This window comes from Aeromonas sp. S41-2, assembly GCF_027705845.1.
Lineage (GTDB): Bacteria > Pseudomonadota > Gammaproteobacteria > Enterobacterales > Aeromonadaceae > Aeromonas > Aeromonas hydrophila.
The window spans coordinates 137,930-152,631 of record NZ_JAPDCG010000005.1 but is presented as its reverse complement, the minus strand read 5'-3'; the positions used below and the strand labels follow the sequence as shown (position 1 = coordinate 152,631).

The 14,702-nt window shown below is 64.4% G+C and carries 16 protein-coding genes; 4 read left to right on the top strand and 12 right to left on the bottom strand.

Going from position 1 to position 14,702, the window contains the following annotated elements; all coding sequences use genetic code 11:
• Window positions 1–31: 31 nt before the first annotated feature.
• The 7 genes from OKC44_RS13500 to OKC44_RS13470 all read right to left on the bottom strand — a co-directional run bounded on the left by OKC44_RS13500 (window position 32) and on the right by OKC44_RS13470 (window position 6,485).
• Window positions 32–1,471, bottom strand: coding sequence for an ATP-binding protein (locus OKC44_RS13500; RefSeq protein ID WP_270813386.1), 1,440 nt, complete (start codon window positions 1,469–1,471; stop codon window positions 32–34).
• Complete coding sequence (locus OKC44_RS13495) at window positions 1,468–2,157, bottom strand: response regulator (RefSeq protein ID WP_011706997.1); 690 nt, start codon at window positions 2,155–2,157, stop codon at window positions 1,468–1,470. Before OKC44_RS13495 ends, OKC44_RS13500 begins: the two co-directional genes overlap by 4 nt.
• 82 nt (window positions 2,158–2,239) lie before the next feature.
• Window positions 2,240–2,878 (bottom strand): tetratricopeptide repeat protein, encoded by a 639-nt coding sequence (locus OKC44_RS13490; protein ID WP_041217536.1) that lies wholly within the window; start codon window positions 2,876–2,878, stop codon window positions 2,240–2,242.
• Window position 2,879: 1 nt separating this feature from the next.
• The gene (locus tag OKC44_RS13485) at window positions 2,880–3,725 is read right to left on the bottom strand and encodes an SDR family oxidoreductase (RefSeq protein ID WP_270813381.1); all 846 of its coding nucleotides are present in this window, start codon (window positions 3,723–3,725) and stop codon (window positions 2,880–2,882) included.
• Window positions 3,722–4,381 (bottom strand): TenA family transcriptional regulator, encoded by a 660-nt coding sequence (locus tag OKC44_RS13480; RefSeq protein WP_043121138.1) that lies wholly within the window; start codon window positions 4,379–4,381, stop codon window positions 3,722–3,724. The genes OKC44_RS13485 and OKC44_RS13480 overlap by 4 nt, the downstream gene beginning before the upstream one ends.
• A complete protein-coding gene (locus OKC44_RS13475) occupies window positions 4,378–5,844 on the bottom strand; it encodes an AMP-dependent synthetase/ligase (RefSeq protein WP_270813379.1) in 1,467 nt (488 codons plus the stop codon). The genes OKC44_RS13480 and OKC44_RS13475 overlap by 4 nt, the downstream gene beginning before the upstream one ends.
• Window positions 5,841–6,485 carry a thermostable hemolysin gene (locus tag OKC44_RS13470; RefSeq protein WP_103826953.1) on the bottom strand — a complete coding sequence of 215 codons (645 nt, stop codon included), beginning with the start codon at window positions 6,483–6,485 and terminating at the stop codon, window positions 5,841–5,843. The genes OKC44_RS13475 and OKC44_RS13470 overlap by 4 nt, the downstream gene beginning before the upstream one ends.
• Before the next feature lie 217 nt (window positions 6,486–6,702).
• On the opposite strand from OKC44_RS13470, the gene OKC44_RS13465 reads away from it, so the two are divergent.
• From OKC44_RS13465 to OKC44_RS13455, 3 genes are all read left to right on the top strand, one after another.
• Window positions 6,703–7,341: a class I SAM-dependent methyltransferase gene (locus OKC44_RS13465; RefSeq protein ID WP_270813374.1), complete on the top strand. Its 639-nt coding sequence runs from the start codon at window positions 6,703–6,705 to the stop codon at window positions 7,339–7,341.
• Window positions 7,342–7,467: 126 nt separating this feature from the next.
• Window positions 7,468–8,688, top strand: a complete 1,221-nt coding sequence (locus tag OKC44_RS13460; RefSeq protein ID WP_270813371.1) for a winged helix-turn-helix domain-containing protein — start codon at window positions 7,468–7,470, stop codon at window positions 8,686–8,688.
• Window positions 8,689–8,744: 56 nt separating this feature from the next.
• A complete protein-coding gene (locus OKC44_RS13455) occupies window positions 8,745–9,521 on the top strand; it encodes a substrate-binding periplasmic protein (protein ID WP_270813368.1) in 777 nt (258 codons plus the stop codon).
• A 131-nt stretch (window positions 9,522–9,652) separates the two neighbouring features.
• On the opposite strand, the gene OKC44_RS13450 is transcribed toward OKC44_RS13455, so the two are convergent.
• A complete protein-coding gene (locus OKC44_RS13450) occupies window positions 9,653–10,294 on the bottom strand; it encodes a TetR/AcrR family transcriptional regulator (protein WP_139392668.1) in 642 nt (213 codons plus the stop codon).
• Between the two features lie 93 nt (window positions 10,295–10,387).
• Here OKC44_RS13450 and OKC44_RS13445 point away from each other — a divergent pair, with 93 nt between their 5' ends.
• Entirely contained in the window at window positions 10,388–11,086 is a 699-nt protein-coding gene (locus tag OKC44_RS13445; RefSeq protein ID WP_270813365.1) for a DAPG hydrolase family protein, read from the top strand.
• 143 nt (window positions 11,087–11,229) lie between these two features.
• Here the strand turns inward: OKC44_RS13445 and frdD are convergent, their stop codons facing one another.
• The 4 genes from frdD to frdA all read right to left on the bottom strand — a co-directional run bounded on the left by frdD (window position 11,230) and on the right by frdA (window position 14,625).
• On the bottom strand, window positions 11,230–11,586 hold the full coding sequence (frdD, locus tag OKC44_RS13440; protein WP_011706986.1) for a fumarate reductase subunit FrdD: 357 nt from the start codon (window positions 11,584–11,586) through the stop codon (window positions 11,230–11,232).
• A 112-nt stretch (window positions 11,587–11,698) separates the two neighbouring features.
• The gene (locus OKC44_RS13435; RefSeq protein ID WP_270813362.1) at window positions 11,699–12,097 is read right to left on the bottom strand and encodes a fumarate reductase subunit C; all 399 of its coding nucleotides are present in this window, start codon (window positions 12,095–12,097) and stop codon (window positions 11,699–11,701) included.
• A 16-nt stretch (window positions 12,098–12,113) separates the two neighbouring features.
• Window positions 12,114–12,848 (bottom strand): succinate dehydrogenase/fumarate reductase iron-sulfur subunit, encoded by a 735-nt coding sequence (locus OKC44_RS13430; RefSeq protein WP_011706985.1) that lies wholly within the window; start codon window positions 12,846–12,848, stop codon window positions 12,114–12,116.
• Entirely contained in the window at window positions 12,841–14,625 is a 1,785-nt protein-coding gene (gene frdA / locus OKC44_RS13425; protein ID WP_011706984.1) for a fumarate reductase (quinol) flavoprotein subunit, read from the bottom strand. The genes OKC44_RS13430 and frdA overlap by 8 nt, the downstream gene beginning before the upstream one ends.
• Window positions 14,626–14,702: the final 77 nt, after the last annotated feature.

Sequence of the window (14,702 nt, the reverse complement as noted above, 5' to 3'; positions counted from 1 at the left end):
GGGGCCAGGCCCCCGTTTTTGATGGTGATGATCAGGCAGGGCGGGAGGGGGCGGGCAGCAGCACGCTCACCTCCAGTCCCCCCTCCGGCCGGTTGTGGATGTCGAGATCGGCGCCGTGCAGCTGGGCGATGCGCGAGACGATGGCCATGCCGAGGCCGACCCCGTCCCCCTGCTGGGGATTGACCCGAAAGAAGCGCTCGCACAGGCGCGACAGGGCGGCGGTGGGGATGCCGGGGCCGTTGTCGCGAATGTCGACCCTGACCCTGTGCCCCTCCTGGCGCGCCTCGACCGCGATCTCGCCCTGCGCCTGGGTGTAGCGCAGCGCGTTGTCGATGAGGTTGCTGAACATCAGCTCCAGCAGGGTGGCCTGCCCCATCACTGTCAGCTGCTCGGTGCCTTCCAGCGACAGCTGCTGATCCTTTTTCAGGGCGATGGGGGCCAGGGTGGCCAGGGTGCCCTGCAGCAGCTGGTTCAGGTTGAGCTCGGTCAGCTCCAGACCCTGCTGGTTGTCGATGCGGGCCTGAGTCAGCAGCTGGCGCAGCAGCCGATCGCTGCGATCGAGCGCCAGCAGCATCTTCTGCAGGGAGTGCTGACGGCTCTCGGTATCCTCGGCGGCCAGCGCGTTCTCGCTGTGGATGCGCAGCACCGCCAGCGGGGTACGCAGCTCGTGGGCCGCCTCGTTGGTGAACTGCTTCTCCCGCTCTATGGTATCGGCAAGCGCGTGCATCAACCGGTTGATCTCGTTGGTGAGCGGGGTCAGCTCCTGGGCCCGGATCTTCAGGGTGAGCGGGCTCAGGTTGGCCGGGTGGCGTTCGCCTATGGCCTGGGCCAGCTGTCGCAGCGGCGCCAGCCCGCGGGAGATGAGCCACCACAGCAGGCCGAGCAGGAAGGGCAGGGTGATGAGCAGCGGCAGCATGGCCAGGGTGGCCATCTTGCTGGCCAGCTCGCTGCGCTCGTCATCCCGCTCCGCCACGATGAGCCAGGTGTGCTCGTCCTGGTTGTAGAGGGTGAAGGTGCGCCACTCGTGGTTGTCCTTGGTGACGTTGTTGAAGCCGGGGGCCAGGACGCCGAGGGGCTGGCTGGGGGCGCTGGGGGAGCGCAGCAGTATGTGGCCCTGCTCGCTCAGCAACTGGAAGTAGAGGTTGCGCTCGAATTCGTGGCCGAAGGGGGTGAGCTCCCTGTCCTCCCCCCGCAGGTTGAAGCTGGTGTCCTTCTGCCACTGATCCGGGTTGTGCTGCTCCCAGTCCTGATAGACGGTGCCGTTGGCGGGCAGCTCGCCATTTTGTTCGAGATAGCGGCTGAGCAGCTGGTTGGTGATGCGGGAGGACTGGGCGAGACGGGCATCGAACAGCTCCTCCATCTCGTGGTTGGCCTCCAGATAACCGATGAGGGCGCTGATGGCCAGGCTGGCGCTGACCAGCGCCAGGATGCCGGAGAGCAGGAAGCGGCGGATGGAGCGGGGACGCGTCATGCCCGGTGGTCCCGGCGCTGGGCCTGTTCAAGCTGGGGGACTATGTAGCCGACCCCGCGGATATTGCGGATGAGATCGCTGTAGAACTTCTTGCGCAGGTGGTGAATGTGCACCTCCACCGCGTTGCTCTCGGCCCCCTCGTCCCAGCCGTAGAGGCTCTGCTGCAGCTGATCCTTGCTCAGCACCCGGCCGCTCTGGGTGATGAGCTCCTGCAGCAGCTTGTATTCGTGGGGAGTGAGCTTGACCGGCTCGCCCCGATAGGTGACCTGCTGGGACTCGGGATAGAGCTGCAGCTCGCCGTATTCGAGCACCGCCTGGGCCTGGCCCTTGCTGCGCCGCACCAGGGCGCGCAGGCGGGCGTTGAGCTCCTGCAGGGCGAACGGCTTGACCATGTAGTCGTCGGAGCCCGCATCCAGCCCCAGCACCCGGTCGTCCAGGGCGTCGCGGGCGGTGAGGATCAGCACCGGCAGCGTCTGGCCTTCCCGGCGCAGTTTGCGCAGCAGGCTGATGCCGTCGATGTCCGGTAGGTTGAGATCCAGAATGAGCGCGGCAAACTCCTCGCTCTTGAGTACCGACAGGGCGGGCAGCCCCTGCTGCAGCCAGTCCACCGTGTAGCCACTGCTGCGCAGGGCATCCACCATGCCGTCGCCCAGCATCACATCATCTTCCACCAACAGGATCCGCATTGTTATTCCTCTCAAAAGACGCTGCCCACCAGTATGCAAGCTGGTGGGCAGAGTTTAAATAGCGCTCTGATCCGACTTGGGTTTACAGCTTGTCGAGGCGATCGCGGATCTCGATGCGTCGACCCTGATCCGCCAGCTCGCGACCCGGCCGGGGCGGGGCGCTCAGCGCCTTCTCCAGATAGCCCTTGGCCTCGGCCTTGCGACCCTGATCCAGCAGGAAGTCGCCGTAGAAGAAGTTGGGATCGATGCCGGTCGGGTTGATGGCCAGCGCCTGCTTGAGCAGCTGCTCGGCCTTCTCGTCATCGCCAAAGCCCACCGGCCAGCCCGGCACCTGATAGTAGAGCGAGCCCAGGCTGGTGTAGGCGGAGCCGTCCAGCGCCTTGGGGTCCTGCTTGAGGGCGATCTCCAGCTTGGCCTTGGCCTCCTTGACCAGACCCAGCGCCCCCAGCCCACCTTTGGCACCGGCCCAGGTGCTCTTGACGATGGCCGACCAGATCAGCAGGTCGGTGCGAAAGGCCTCCTTGGCGCTGGCCTGATCGGCCTGGCTGCTCAGCTGTTCGAGGCAGCTCTCCTTGGCCTTGCCGGTCTGCTGATACTGACAGACGGCCCACTGCTGCTGGATGACGGGCAGGGTATCGGCGGCCTGGGCCATCCCCGAGCCCAGCATGAGCAGCAGGAGGGCGCCGTGGGTGAAACGGGGGCGGAAAGTGGCGTGCTTCATCTTAACGTTCCTTCTCTGTCATGACGGAAGTGGTGTGCCCCGGATTGCCGGCAGCGGGCGCCGCGTGGCGGGCATAGCGCTCTATGATGGGTTTTTGCTTGGCCAGCGCCCGGTCGACCAGGCCGGGCAGCAGGCCGTTGAGCCGCACGAACAGCTTCTCCGGCCAGCCGAGCCAGCTGCGGCGGGTTTCGTTGCACAGGGCGATGACGGCCTCCTCGGCCACGTCCTGCGGGCTGTCGGTGTGGGTGCCGAGCTCGGCATTCATCTCGTAGGCCGCCTCCGAGTTTAGGCGGGTACGGGTGGCGCGGGGGGCAAAGTGCAGCACCTGGATGCCGGTGCCCTCCAGCTCGCGGCCGAGCGCCTCGCTGAAGCCGCGCAGGGCGAACTTGCTGGCGCAGTAGACGCTGTAGCCGGCGTAGCCGATGGCACCAAAGCTGGAGCCGACGTTCATGATGACCGCCGGCTTGCGCAGGCGGGGCAGCAGCATGCGGGTGAGCTGGATCGGCGCCTCGACGTTGAGCAGCAGCTGGCGCTCCACCTGTTCGCTGCTCTGATCTTCCAGCCAGGCAAACTGGTTGCAGCCGGCGTTGTTGATCAGCACGTCCAGCCCCTCGTCCAGCGCCGGGTGCTGCAGCAGTTTGGCCCGCTCCTGGGGCGAGCCCAGATCGGCGATCACCGTCTGGTGGCGCTCCGGGTGCGGCAGCTCCTTGCACAGCCGCTCCAGCGCACTGGCCCTGCGTCCGTGCAGCAACAGGCGCGCTCCCTGGGTCGCCAGCTCCTGGGCCAGCGCTTCGCCGATCCCGCCGCTGGCGCCCGTGAGCAGCACGAGTTTTCCTTCAAGCTTCATGATGTCTGGTTTTCCGTCAGTTGATAGAGCATGTCGGCGTAGAGGCGGTAGACCACCTTGGCCGAGTGAATGATGGCCGCCTGATCGGCCGGGCTCTCCACCCGATTCATCAGGGACTCGAAGAACTTGAGGTGCTCTTGATCCAGCGCGCCGTGGGAGCTCAGATAGCTCATGGCCTGGGGGGGCAGGCCGAGACCCGCCTTGAGCTGATCGGCCACGGTCAGGGCGATGGCGACGCTGGTGCCTTCCAGCACCTGGACCATGCCGAAGAAACCCATGGGGTTGCCGCGTTGTACCTGGTCGTAGAGGAAGGCCACCATCAGCTCGATGGGCAGCTCGGGCTGGCCGTGGCGCACTGCCTCGGCATCGCCGCCACAGGCGCGGATATCGCTCAGGATCCACTCCTGATGGCCGTACTCCTCGTCGATGTACTCGGCGATGGCGCCGCGCACCCACTCATACTCCTGACCCAGCTTGCCGCCGGTGGCCATCAAGAGCGGTACCGTGTGGCGCACGTGATAGAAGGCCTGGGAGAGGAAGCGCAGGTAGATGTCGCGGGAGATCTCCCCCTTGCGGCACGCCTCTATGATGGGGGCGTTGAACAGATGCTCCCGGGCCGGGGCGGTGGCTTGTTGCAGCACTTGATAGAAGCTCATGAGGTCTCTCCTGTAAGGCATTGGCTGATCTGCCGGGAAAAGTGGTGATAAATTCGTTCGCGACGGGGGCGACCGTTGGCGGTCAGCAGCTCCGGATGCTGATCCAGTGCCACCGGCAGCCAGTGATGGATGCGGGCATAGTCGGGCAGGCGGTGATTGAGCTGCTCGATCTGCTGGGCCAGCTGGGCGTCGGCGCCGGGCAGTGGCTGGATCAGGGCGACGTTGGCCGGCTGGCCGTCGCCGAAGATCACGATGCGGGCGATGGCCGGACAGAGCTGGGCTTCCGCCTCGATCCACTCGGGGGAGAAGTTGCGGCCAAAGGCGGTGATCTGGACGTTCTTCTTGCGCCCGGTGATGTGCAGATACCCCTCATCATCCAGGTGGCCCAGATCGCCGGTGGCGACCCGTGCTGGCGTCGGCTCGTCGCTGCCCAGATAGCCGAGCATGGCGGCTCCCTCTACCAGGATCTCGCCGTCAGCGGCGATCGATACTCGGCAGTGGGGCAGTGGCTGGCCAACGCTGCCCAGGCTGTGGCCGTCGGGGCCGTTGAGGGCCACGACGGAGCCGCACTCCGACAGGCCGTATCCCTCGTAGACCGGCAGCCCCAGCTTGCGGGCCCGGCTGATGAGCTCGGGCGAGACCTTGCCACCGCCCACCGCGACGAAGCGCAGGCCGGCCAGCTGCTCGGCCAGCGCCGGGTTGGCGCTGCACAGGGCCAGCAGCAGGCGCAGCAGCTCGGGCACCAGCACCAGACTGTGGGTGGGCCAGCGCAGCAGGGCCTGGGTCAGGGTGGCCGGGTCCAGCTTGCTGGAGCCGGCAAAGCCGAGCTCTGCCAGCGAGGGGATGCGGCTGCAGGCGCCGGTGAGCAGCGGCACATAGAGGCCGGTCAGGTTTTCCAGCAGGGTGGTGAGCGGCAGCAGGGTCAGGTGCTTTTCGACGTTGGCCGGAGCGACCCGCTCGGCCAGCGAGGCGCAGACCGCCATCATCTGGGCCAGCGACAGGCAGACGCCTTTGGGCTGCCCCGTGGTGCCGGAGGTATAGGTGATCTTGGCGGTGCCGGCCGGCAGCGGCGGCAGCCGGGCAGGGATACGGCGCCACAGAGGCAGCTCGCCGACCGCCAGTTGCAGCGGATCGCTGGCCTGCCAACCGGGGTGGTAGGGGCCGATCAGGGCGTTGGCGCCGCTGCTCTCCAGCAGCCACTCCTGCTGCTCCAGGCTGAAGAAGTGGGGGATCGGGATCACTACTATGCCGGCCATGGTGCAGGCAAGATCGATGAGCGCCCAGGGCAGGCCGTTGTCCAGCTGCAGCGCCAGCCGGCTGATCCCGGCCATCTGCAGGCGGTCTGCCAGCGGCGGCAGCTGCTGCCACAGCGCCTCGTAGCTGAGGCTGTGCTGGCTGCTGGCGAGAGCCGGGCTGTGGGGGGTCTGGCGGGCGAAGTAGGCGATTTGGTCAAACAGCATCATAAGGCGCTCCGGTGCGGGCAGTTGAACAGGGACGGCATGGGTGCCAGCAGCGAGAGCAGCAGGCTGCCCTGGGCCAAGGCCTGCCGTCCGAGGCCGAGATCGCCGACCATCACCTTGGGCTGGCAGTGGTAATAGGCGCCCCAGGCGCTGGCGTCGTCCCCCACCTTGTCGGCCTGGGCGGGGGCCAGCTCGACCGGGGTGAGGTGGAGGCGGTGAAAGCTGTTGCGCAACTTGGCAGTGCCGGTGAACACCACGTAGTCGAGGTCGTTGTCGCACAGCAGGCGGCAGAGCGCCGCAAACATCAGGCGGGCGTTGCCGGGCTCGCTGCAGGCGAGGTTGCCTACCTCGACGATGCGATCACGCCGGGCGGGGGCGCCGAGCCGGGTTTCGATGGCGGCCTCGATGGGCTGCTCCAGGTACTGTTCCAGATAGAGGCGCTCGCTGCCGGCCAGCTTGAGACCGCAGGCGCCGACCAGCAGGCCGTCGGCCCGGTAGAGGCCGAGCAGGCAGGGCAGAAAATGGGGAATGCGGGCGTTGAACTCCTGGCTGTAGGCGGCCTGGATGTAGCTTTGCAGTGCCATGACCTGTTGCGGGGTATCGGCCAGCGTCAGCCGATAGGGTGCTTGAATGTCGGTGGTCATGGATGGCTCCTTCTTGTCGATTGTCATCAGACTAAAGGGGCAAACTTAAGAAACCCTTAAGAGGTAAAAAATCTGTTTCACGCAGAGGCAACTGGTTGAAAAGAGAGGTAAAGCCGCGATCCGAACACGGGGCTGCCGGACAAAAACCTTGTCAGCCGTCAGGCGGGCAGGCAAGCTGCGGCCACTTTTGACCGCCCCGCTTTCGAGAGGAGATGCCATGACCCCCTTATCCTGCCCGCTCTGCTGCGCCGCCGATGCCTATGAGCTGCCGGTGGCCGGCAAGCTGTACCATCGCTGCCGGGCCTGCGAGCTGGTCTGGCTGGATGCGGCCGAGCACCTGGATCCTGCGCGCGAGAAGGCGGTCTATGACGGCCACGACAACCAGGTGGATGACCCTCGCTATCGCCAGTTTCTACAGCGGGCCTTCGGCGAGGTGCAGCGCCGTTTGCCTCCGCCAGCCAGCGGCCTCGATTTTGGCTGCGGCCCGGGCCCGGCGCTGATCGCCATGGGGCGCGAGGCGGGCTACCAGATGGCGGGCTACGACAAGTTCTATGCCGATGAGCCCGAGCTGCTGGCGCAGCAGTATGACTTCATCACCAGCACCGAAGTGATCGAGCACATCGCCACCCCGCGCGCCGTGCTGGACGGGCTGTGGGGCTGCCTCAAGCCCGGCGGCCTGCTGGTGCTGCAGACTCAGCGGGTGCTGGGGGATGAGCGCTTCCGGCAGTGGCGCTATCGCCACGATCCGACCCACATCGTCTTCTTCGCCGAGGCCTCCTTTCGGGCCCTGGCAGCCCGCTGGCAGGCGCAGGTCGAGTTTCCCCACGCGGATGTGGCGGTCATCACCAAACCCTGAACGGGGCATTTTCATTTGGCGGCGGCTTGGGCATGCTGATGGCCTGATTGGCGGGGCCCGCTTGCCTGTTTCCCTGCATTGAGTCCCAGGCGCCGCCCGCCCCCCGATACCAAGGAGTGGTTCGTCATGTCGATTCCCCATCTTTCACTGCAGGATGCCCGTCATCTGCAACTGGCGGCCCAGGGCCTGCTGACGCCACGCCGCGGCAAGGCGCGAGCGGCCGACCTGCTGGCTACCATTCGCCGCATGGCGCTGCTGCAGATAGACACCATCTCGGTGGTGGCCCGCAGCCCCTATCTGGTGCTGTTCAGCCGGCTGGGGCAGTACGATCCGCGCTGGCTGGAGCAGTTGCTGGCCGATGGCGAGATCTTCGAATACTGGGCGCACGAGGCCTGCTTCGTGCCGCGCGAGGATTACCGCCTGCTGCGCCACCGCATGCTGGATCCCGCCGCCATGGGCTGGAAGTTTTCGGCCAACTGGCTCGCCACCCATCAGCAGGAGATTGGCGAGATCATCGAGCGCATTCGCCAGCACGGCCCGGTGCGGGCGGCGGATTTTGAACGCAAGGAGGGGAAGGGCAACGGCTGGTGGGACTGGAAGCCGGAGAAGCGCCACCTGGAGGTGCTGTTTACCGCAGGTCAGCTGATGGTGCGCGAGCGGCGCAACTTCCAGCGGGTTTACGATCTGGCCGAGCGGGTGATGCCCGAGTGGCGCGACGAGCGGGATCTGCCGAGCCTGGAACAGGCGCAAAGGGAGATGGTGCGAGCCAGTTGCCGGGCGCTGGGGCTGGTCAAGACCGGCTGGGTGGCCGACTACTATCGGTTGCGACGCGGCAAATACGACGCCCTGCTCCACCAGCTGGCGGACGAGGGAGAGCTGCTGCCGGTGCGGGTGGAGGGGTGGCAGCACGGCGCCTTTGTGCACGGCTCGCTGGCAGACGAGCTGGCCCAGGCCCAGTCCGGTACCCTCAAGGCCAGCCACACCACGGCGCTGTCGCCGTTTGATCCGCTGGTCTGGGATCGCAAACGGGCCAGCGAGCTGTTCCAGTTCGACTATCGCATCGAGTGCTACACCCCGGCGCCCAAGCGCCAGTACGGCTACTTCGTGCTACCGCTGCTGCATCGCGGCAAGCTGGTGGGCAGGATGGACGCCAAGGCCCATCGCCAGCAGGGGATTTTCGAGATCAAGAGCCTCTATCTGGAAGCGGGAGTCAGGGTGACCCGGACCCTGGCGCAGGATCTGGCCAAAGCGCTGCAGCGGCTGGCCGACTGGCACCAGACCCCGACCTTGCGCTACGGCGCCATCCCCGCACCCCTGCTGGCCCTGTGGCAGGAGGGAGCACCCTGACGGGGATCGTCATCCCCACCTGAACTAAGCTGCAAGGGAAGCGAAGGAGGGAGACGATGACGCGATCCATGTTGTTGCTGCTGGGATGGGGTTTGGCCGGGCTGGTGGAGGCGGCCCAGCCCGAGGTGCAGATCTGTCTGGGGGAGGGCAACGAGTGGGCCCCCTTTACCTACTGGGAGCGCAAGGATGGCATGCCCGACACCCGCCGTCTCACCGGCTCCGCCACGACCCAGGTGCTCGAGGCCCTGCAAAAGCTCGGGTTGCCCTACAAGATCCGTTATCTGCCCTGGGCGCGAGTGCAGCAGGAGCTGGCCGATTATCGCCAGAACCGTTTGTGCGAGCTGACCTGGGATGCCAGCTACAAGCCGGAGCGGGCGGAATATGCCTTCTACAGCGTGCCGCTCTACTACACCCACCTCGGATTTTTCTACCTCAAGCGGCGCTTTCCCGAGGCGCCCGATCTGCAGACGGTCAATCGCTCCCGGGTGTGCGGGGTGATCGGCTACAACTATGCCCCTTACGGACTGGCGCTGGAGCCGCGCCGGGTCAAGCAACTGCAGCAGGCGCTGGACATGCTGGGGCGCGATCGCTGCGACTTCTTGCCCAGCGAGATTGAGCCGCTGATGAGCGGCATCGGCCTTGGCATCTACCAGAGCGAGAGCGGCCTGCTCAACCTCGCCCTGCCCAGCCGCAAGGGCTTCTATCTGCTGGTGAGCAAGGGGTCGCCACGGGCCTATGAGCTGGTGACCCGCCTCAATCAGGTGTTCATCGAGTTTCAGGACAGCGGTTACAGCGACGAGGTGATGCGCCGCTTTTTGCCGCCGACAGAGTGACCACCATCAACAACCGGGCCTGACGCCCGGTTTTTTATGGTGGTGATGGGGGGCTGGCGGCGGCTCTTCGGCAGGTTTCGCGTTCGGATGTCATCGCCCGTTGCCGTGGTGCAGGTTCCTTGCCGAGGGGTTTACCCCCGCACCAGGCCGGGCAGAACCAGGGCAACGGCGGCGGCGATACGCGCGCGGATGTCGCTGCCCGGTGCCAGCAAGCCGAGCGCCATCTGGCGCAGCGGCTCCGCCATGGTCATCGCCAGCAGCAGGTCGCTGGTCTGGGCGGTGTCCAGCTCGCGCAGCCAGCCCAGTTGCTGTTGGCGCTGCAACCATGCCGCCAGGGTCGCCCTGCCGCGGGCAATGCCGTTCTCCTGATAGGCCGCCAGCAGGGCATCGCGCCCCGCGAAATCATGCTGCAGCAGCCGGAACATGCCCACAGCCTGCGCGCTCAACACCTGGCTGGCAATGGCTTGCAAGCCCTGCTGCAGCATCTCCCCCAGCGCGCCTGGGTGAGCTGCATCCTGCTCGAAGGCCGGTTGAAAGGCATCGGTCCAGCTGCGCACCGCCTGCGCCACCAGCTCGTCGCGGTTGGCGGCAAAGCGGTAGAGGGTTTTCTTGGCAACTCCCGCCTGCTTGGCCACCGCATCCACGGTCGCGGCGCCGTAGCCCCCCTTGAGCAACAAGGTCAGCGTCGCCTCGGCCAGGGCGGCGCGCAGGTCGGCTTCCGGGGTGAGCGGGCGGCCCCGTGAGCGTGTCTCTTCATCGGTTTGCTGTGACATGATGGGCTCCTGGAAAGCATTGACAGACCCAGCATACAGGCATAGCTTAAATTAGGAAACGAAATTCGTTTCCTAATTTGTTGGAGTCTCATCATGGATACTTCCCCGCTGTTTGCCCCCTGGGGCGTCAATGACATCAATGAGTTGCTCAGGCCGCAGCCGCTGCGCCTGGAAATGGGCCTGACCCGCAGCACTGACGGCCTGCTGACGGTCGCCATCCGCACCGATCTGCACGGCTGCAAGGGGCGCATGCTGGATTGGTGGTTCACCTTCTTCGAGACGACCCAGCACATCAGGTGGTGGCACCCGCACGACCACGTCGAGCACCGGGGCTGGGACCATCACTGGAAAAGAGGAGAGCGCTATGTGGGGGCCAGCATAGATGCGGTGGAGTGGCTTGCCGAGCTGCCACCGGTGGCGGCCCGCCTCAAGTTCCACTGTGCCGAAGAGGTGTTCGCCCCGCAACCGCTGCAGGAGGCGCGGGAGACGCAGGCACTCTCTGCCTCCATCTGCGCCCGCATCGGCTTTGGCGACGAGGTAGCCCTGGATGAACAGGGGGCGCCGCTGGATGGCGAGATGCTGCACCTGGCGCGCGATACTTCCTATGGCTATGTGCTGCGCAGCCGCTTCCTGCTGGGCAAGGCCTGTACCAATCCGTTTGACGAGGTACCGGACGAGGTAGGCTTCAACTTGATGCGCCACTGCTACAGCGAGTTCAGCTATCTGGCGCAGTTTTTGCCGTCGCTCTACTACGCGGAAAACGGCCGTGAACCGGCGCCGACGCTCTGGTGACGGGGCTGATAGTTGGCATTGAACGTTGCTGAGTGCCTTGGCACAGCCAGGGAGCATGCCCGCTATCGGGCTGCGGCGTGAGCCGCCGAGGGGGCATAAAAAACCGGGCGCTTGGCCCGGTTTGTCATTGCGTCAGGATGCGCTTACTGGAATACCAGTACCATCAGCAGACCCAGAGTGATGGCGGACACCAGGAAGGCGAAGCCATAGAACACATAGTGGTGCAGCTTGGTGGTGTGGATCCCCAGATCGTGCAGGCCGTGGTAGATGCGGTGCATGCCGTGCCAGATGGGCAGGGCGATGATCACCAGCAGGATGCAGGCACCCCACCAGGAGCTGGCGAACTCGAGTGCGCGTTCGTAGCTCATGGTCTCCACGTCCATGATACCCATGGGCACCAGCAGACCGGTGATGAGGACAATGACCGGCAGCAGCATGGCAACCACCATGCCACCGGCACCAAACAGTCCCCAATATATAGGCTCGTCAGAACGTCTCATATTTTTTCCTCAAATCATGATTGAGAGATCGTGGCCAACGTTTCTGAGTGACAGCCCGGCACCAAACAGGCACCAATAACTGGGTTCGTCAGAACGTCTCATGGTTTTCTCCTCAGGCCACGATGATCAGGACAAGCAGGGATACCACCGCCAGCGCCACATACTGGGCGATGACGATCGGCTTCTCCGGCATCAGGTCTTCGCCACGGAAGATGCGCATGGCTTTCGGGGCCAGTGCGAACCAGGTCTTGGCGTGGAACAGGCAGGCTGCCAGGGCGATGACATGGAACAGGATGGCGATCGGGCTTTGCAGGGATTCCAGCCAGCCGTTGAACGCCTCCTGACCCTGTACCAGTCGCAACAGACCCCACATCAGCACGACGGCGTAGATGGAGACGAAGATGCTGGTGCCTTCGCGGATCATGTAACCGGTGTAGAAGGCATTCTTCAGCCACCAGTCTTTCTTCATTTCGCGGACGTAAGGCTTACGTTTGCTATTGGTGTTGTTCATGGTCTCATTCCTGATCTCAATCTGGCTTGAACATGGCGATCATGTAGTCCTTGGCGCTCTCGACCTTGCCAAGCTGGATGGCCGCCGCCGGATCCACGCCTTTCGGGCACACTTCGGAGCAGTAGCCCACGAAGGTACAACCCCAGACGCCCTCGTCCTGGCTGATGATCTTCATCCGCTCTCTGGACGCGCTGTCGCGGTTGTCGGCGTTGTAGCGATAGGCCAGCGCCAGTGCTGCCGGACCGGTGAACTTCTTGTTGATGCCATATTGCGGGCAGGCCGCGTAGCACAGACCGCAGTTGATGCACATGGAGAACTGGTGATACTTCGCCATGTCAGCCGGCGTCTGGGTGTACTCGCCGTCGCACAGGCTGCGCGGCTCGGCCGGGATGATGTACGGCTTGATGCTCTCCAGCTTCTCGATGAAGTCGGACATGTCGACCACCAGATCGCGCTCGATCGGGAAGTTGTTGAGCGGCTCTATGGTCATCTTGCCCGGCAGGTAGTCGCGCAGGAAGGTCTTGCAACCCAGCTTGGGAATGCCGTTGACCATCATGCCGCAGGAGCCGCAGATCGCCATCCGGCAGGACCAGCGGAAGCTCAGAGTAGAGTCCAGATGATCCTTGATGTATTGCAGCGCATCCAGCAGGGACATCTCTTTGAGGTAGGGCACCTGGAAGGTCTGCATCCAGGGCTCGTTATCCTGCTCGGGACGGTAGCGCAGGATTTCAATTTCGATCATCTCAGCCATTCTTCTTAGCCTCGTCTTGTTTCTCACCCTCGGAACCGTATACGCGTTTCGCCGGTTGGGATTTAGTGATCTTCACATCGGAGTAATCGATGGTCGGGGCCCCTTCACCGTTGTAGAAGGAGAGAGTGTGCTTGAGGAAGTTCACGTCATCACGCTCTTCGTAACCGTCCAGACGCTGGTGGGAACCGCGGGACTCTTTCCGGTTGAGGGCGGAGTGCGCCATGGCTTCGGCCACGTCCAGCATGTAGCCCAGTTCGATGGCGTACAGCAGGTCGGTGTTGAAGACCGAGGACTTGTCGTTGATCTTGATCTTCTTGTAACGGGCTTTCAGCTCGTTGATCTTGTCGATGGTGCCCTGCATCAGCTCTTCGGTACGGTAGATACCGACCCCGGCTTCCATGGACATGCCCAACTCGTTGCGGATATCGGCCGGGTTTTCGGTACCGTCGATATCGAGCAGGGAGAGGTGCTGCTTGATCAGCGCCTCGGCCTTGGCGGCCAGTGCCTGGGTGTTGCCGTGTTGCTGGGTCTTGGCAAACTCACCGGCGTGCTCGCCGGCTACCTTGCCGAATACCACGATCTCGGACAGGGAGTTGGAACCCAGACGGTTGGCGCCGTGCAGACCGACGGAGGCACATTCGCCCAGGGCGTACAGACCCGGCATGCGGGTGGCGCACTGACCGTTGGTCTCGATGCCGCCCATGGTGTAGTGGGCAGTCGGACGTACCGGGATCGGCTCCTTCACCGGATCCACACCCACGTAGGCCTTGGCCAGTTCGCAGATGAACGGCAGACGCTCTTTCAGGTACTTCTCGCCGAGGTGGCGCAGGTCGAGGTGAACCACATCGCCCATCGGGCCCTGGATCACGCGGCCTTTTTGCTGCTCCTGCCAGAAGGCTTGGGAGAGACGGTCACGCGGGCCCAACTCCATGTGCTTGTTCTTCGGCTGGCCGACCGGGGTTTCCGGGCCCAGACCGTAGTCTTGCAGGTAGCGGTAGCCATCCTTGTTGAGCAGGATGCCGCCTTCACCACGGCAACCTTCGGTCATCAGGATGCCGGTACCCGGCAGACCGGTCGGGTGGTACTGCACGAACTCCATGTCGCGCAGCGGCACGCCGTGGCGGTAGGCCAGCGCCATGCCGTCACCGGTGACGATACCGCCGTTGGTGTTGTAGCGATAGACACGGCCGGCGCCACCGGTGGCCAGAATGACGGATTTGGCCTGGATGAAGCGGGTGATGCCGTTCTGGATGTCGAAGGTCAACACGCCCTGGACGCGGCCATCTTCCACGATGAGATCCATGCAGAAGTGCTCGTCAAAGCGCTTGATGGTCGGGTACTTGATGGAGGTCTGGAACAGGGTGTGCAGAATGTGGAAACCGGATTTGTCTGCCGCGAACCAGGTGCGGGGGATCTTCATCCCGCCGAAACGACGCACGTTGGCCTTGCCGTCTGGCTTGCGGCTCCAGGGGCAACCCCAGTGCTCCAGCTGGATCATCTCGTTGGTGGCATTGTTGACGAAGTAGTCGACCACGTCCTGCTCACACAACCAGTCGCCACCGGATACGGTGTCGTTGAAGTGGTTTTCGAGGGAGTCATCATCACGGACGACACCGGCGGCACCGCCCTCTGCGGCCACGGTGTGGCTGCGCATCGGGTAGACCTTGGAGATCAGGGCGATCTCCAGCTCCGGGTGGGCTTCTGCTATGGCGATTGCGGCACGCAGGCCACCGCCACCAGCACCGATGATGGCGACATCGGTCTTGATAATATCCACATCTGCCTCCTTAGGGATAGATTTGCTGGGCACGATTTTGCTCTATGAAAAAAATTCAGGCTTGATGCAAGTCAAAC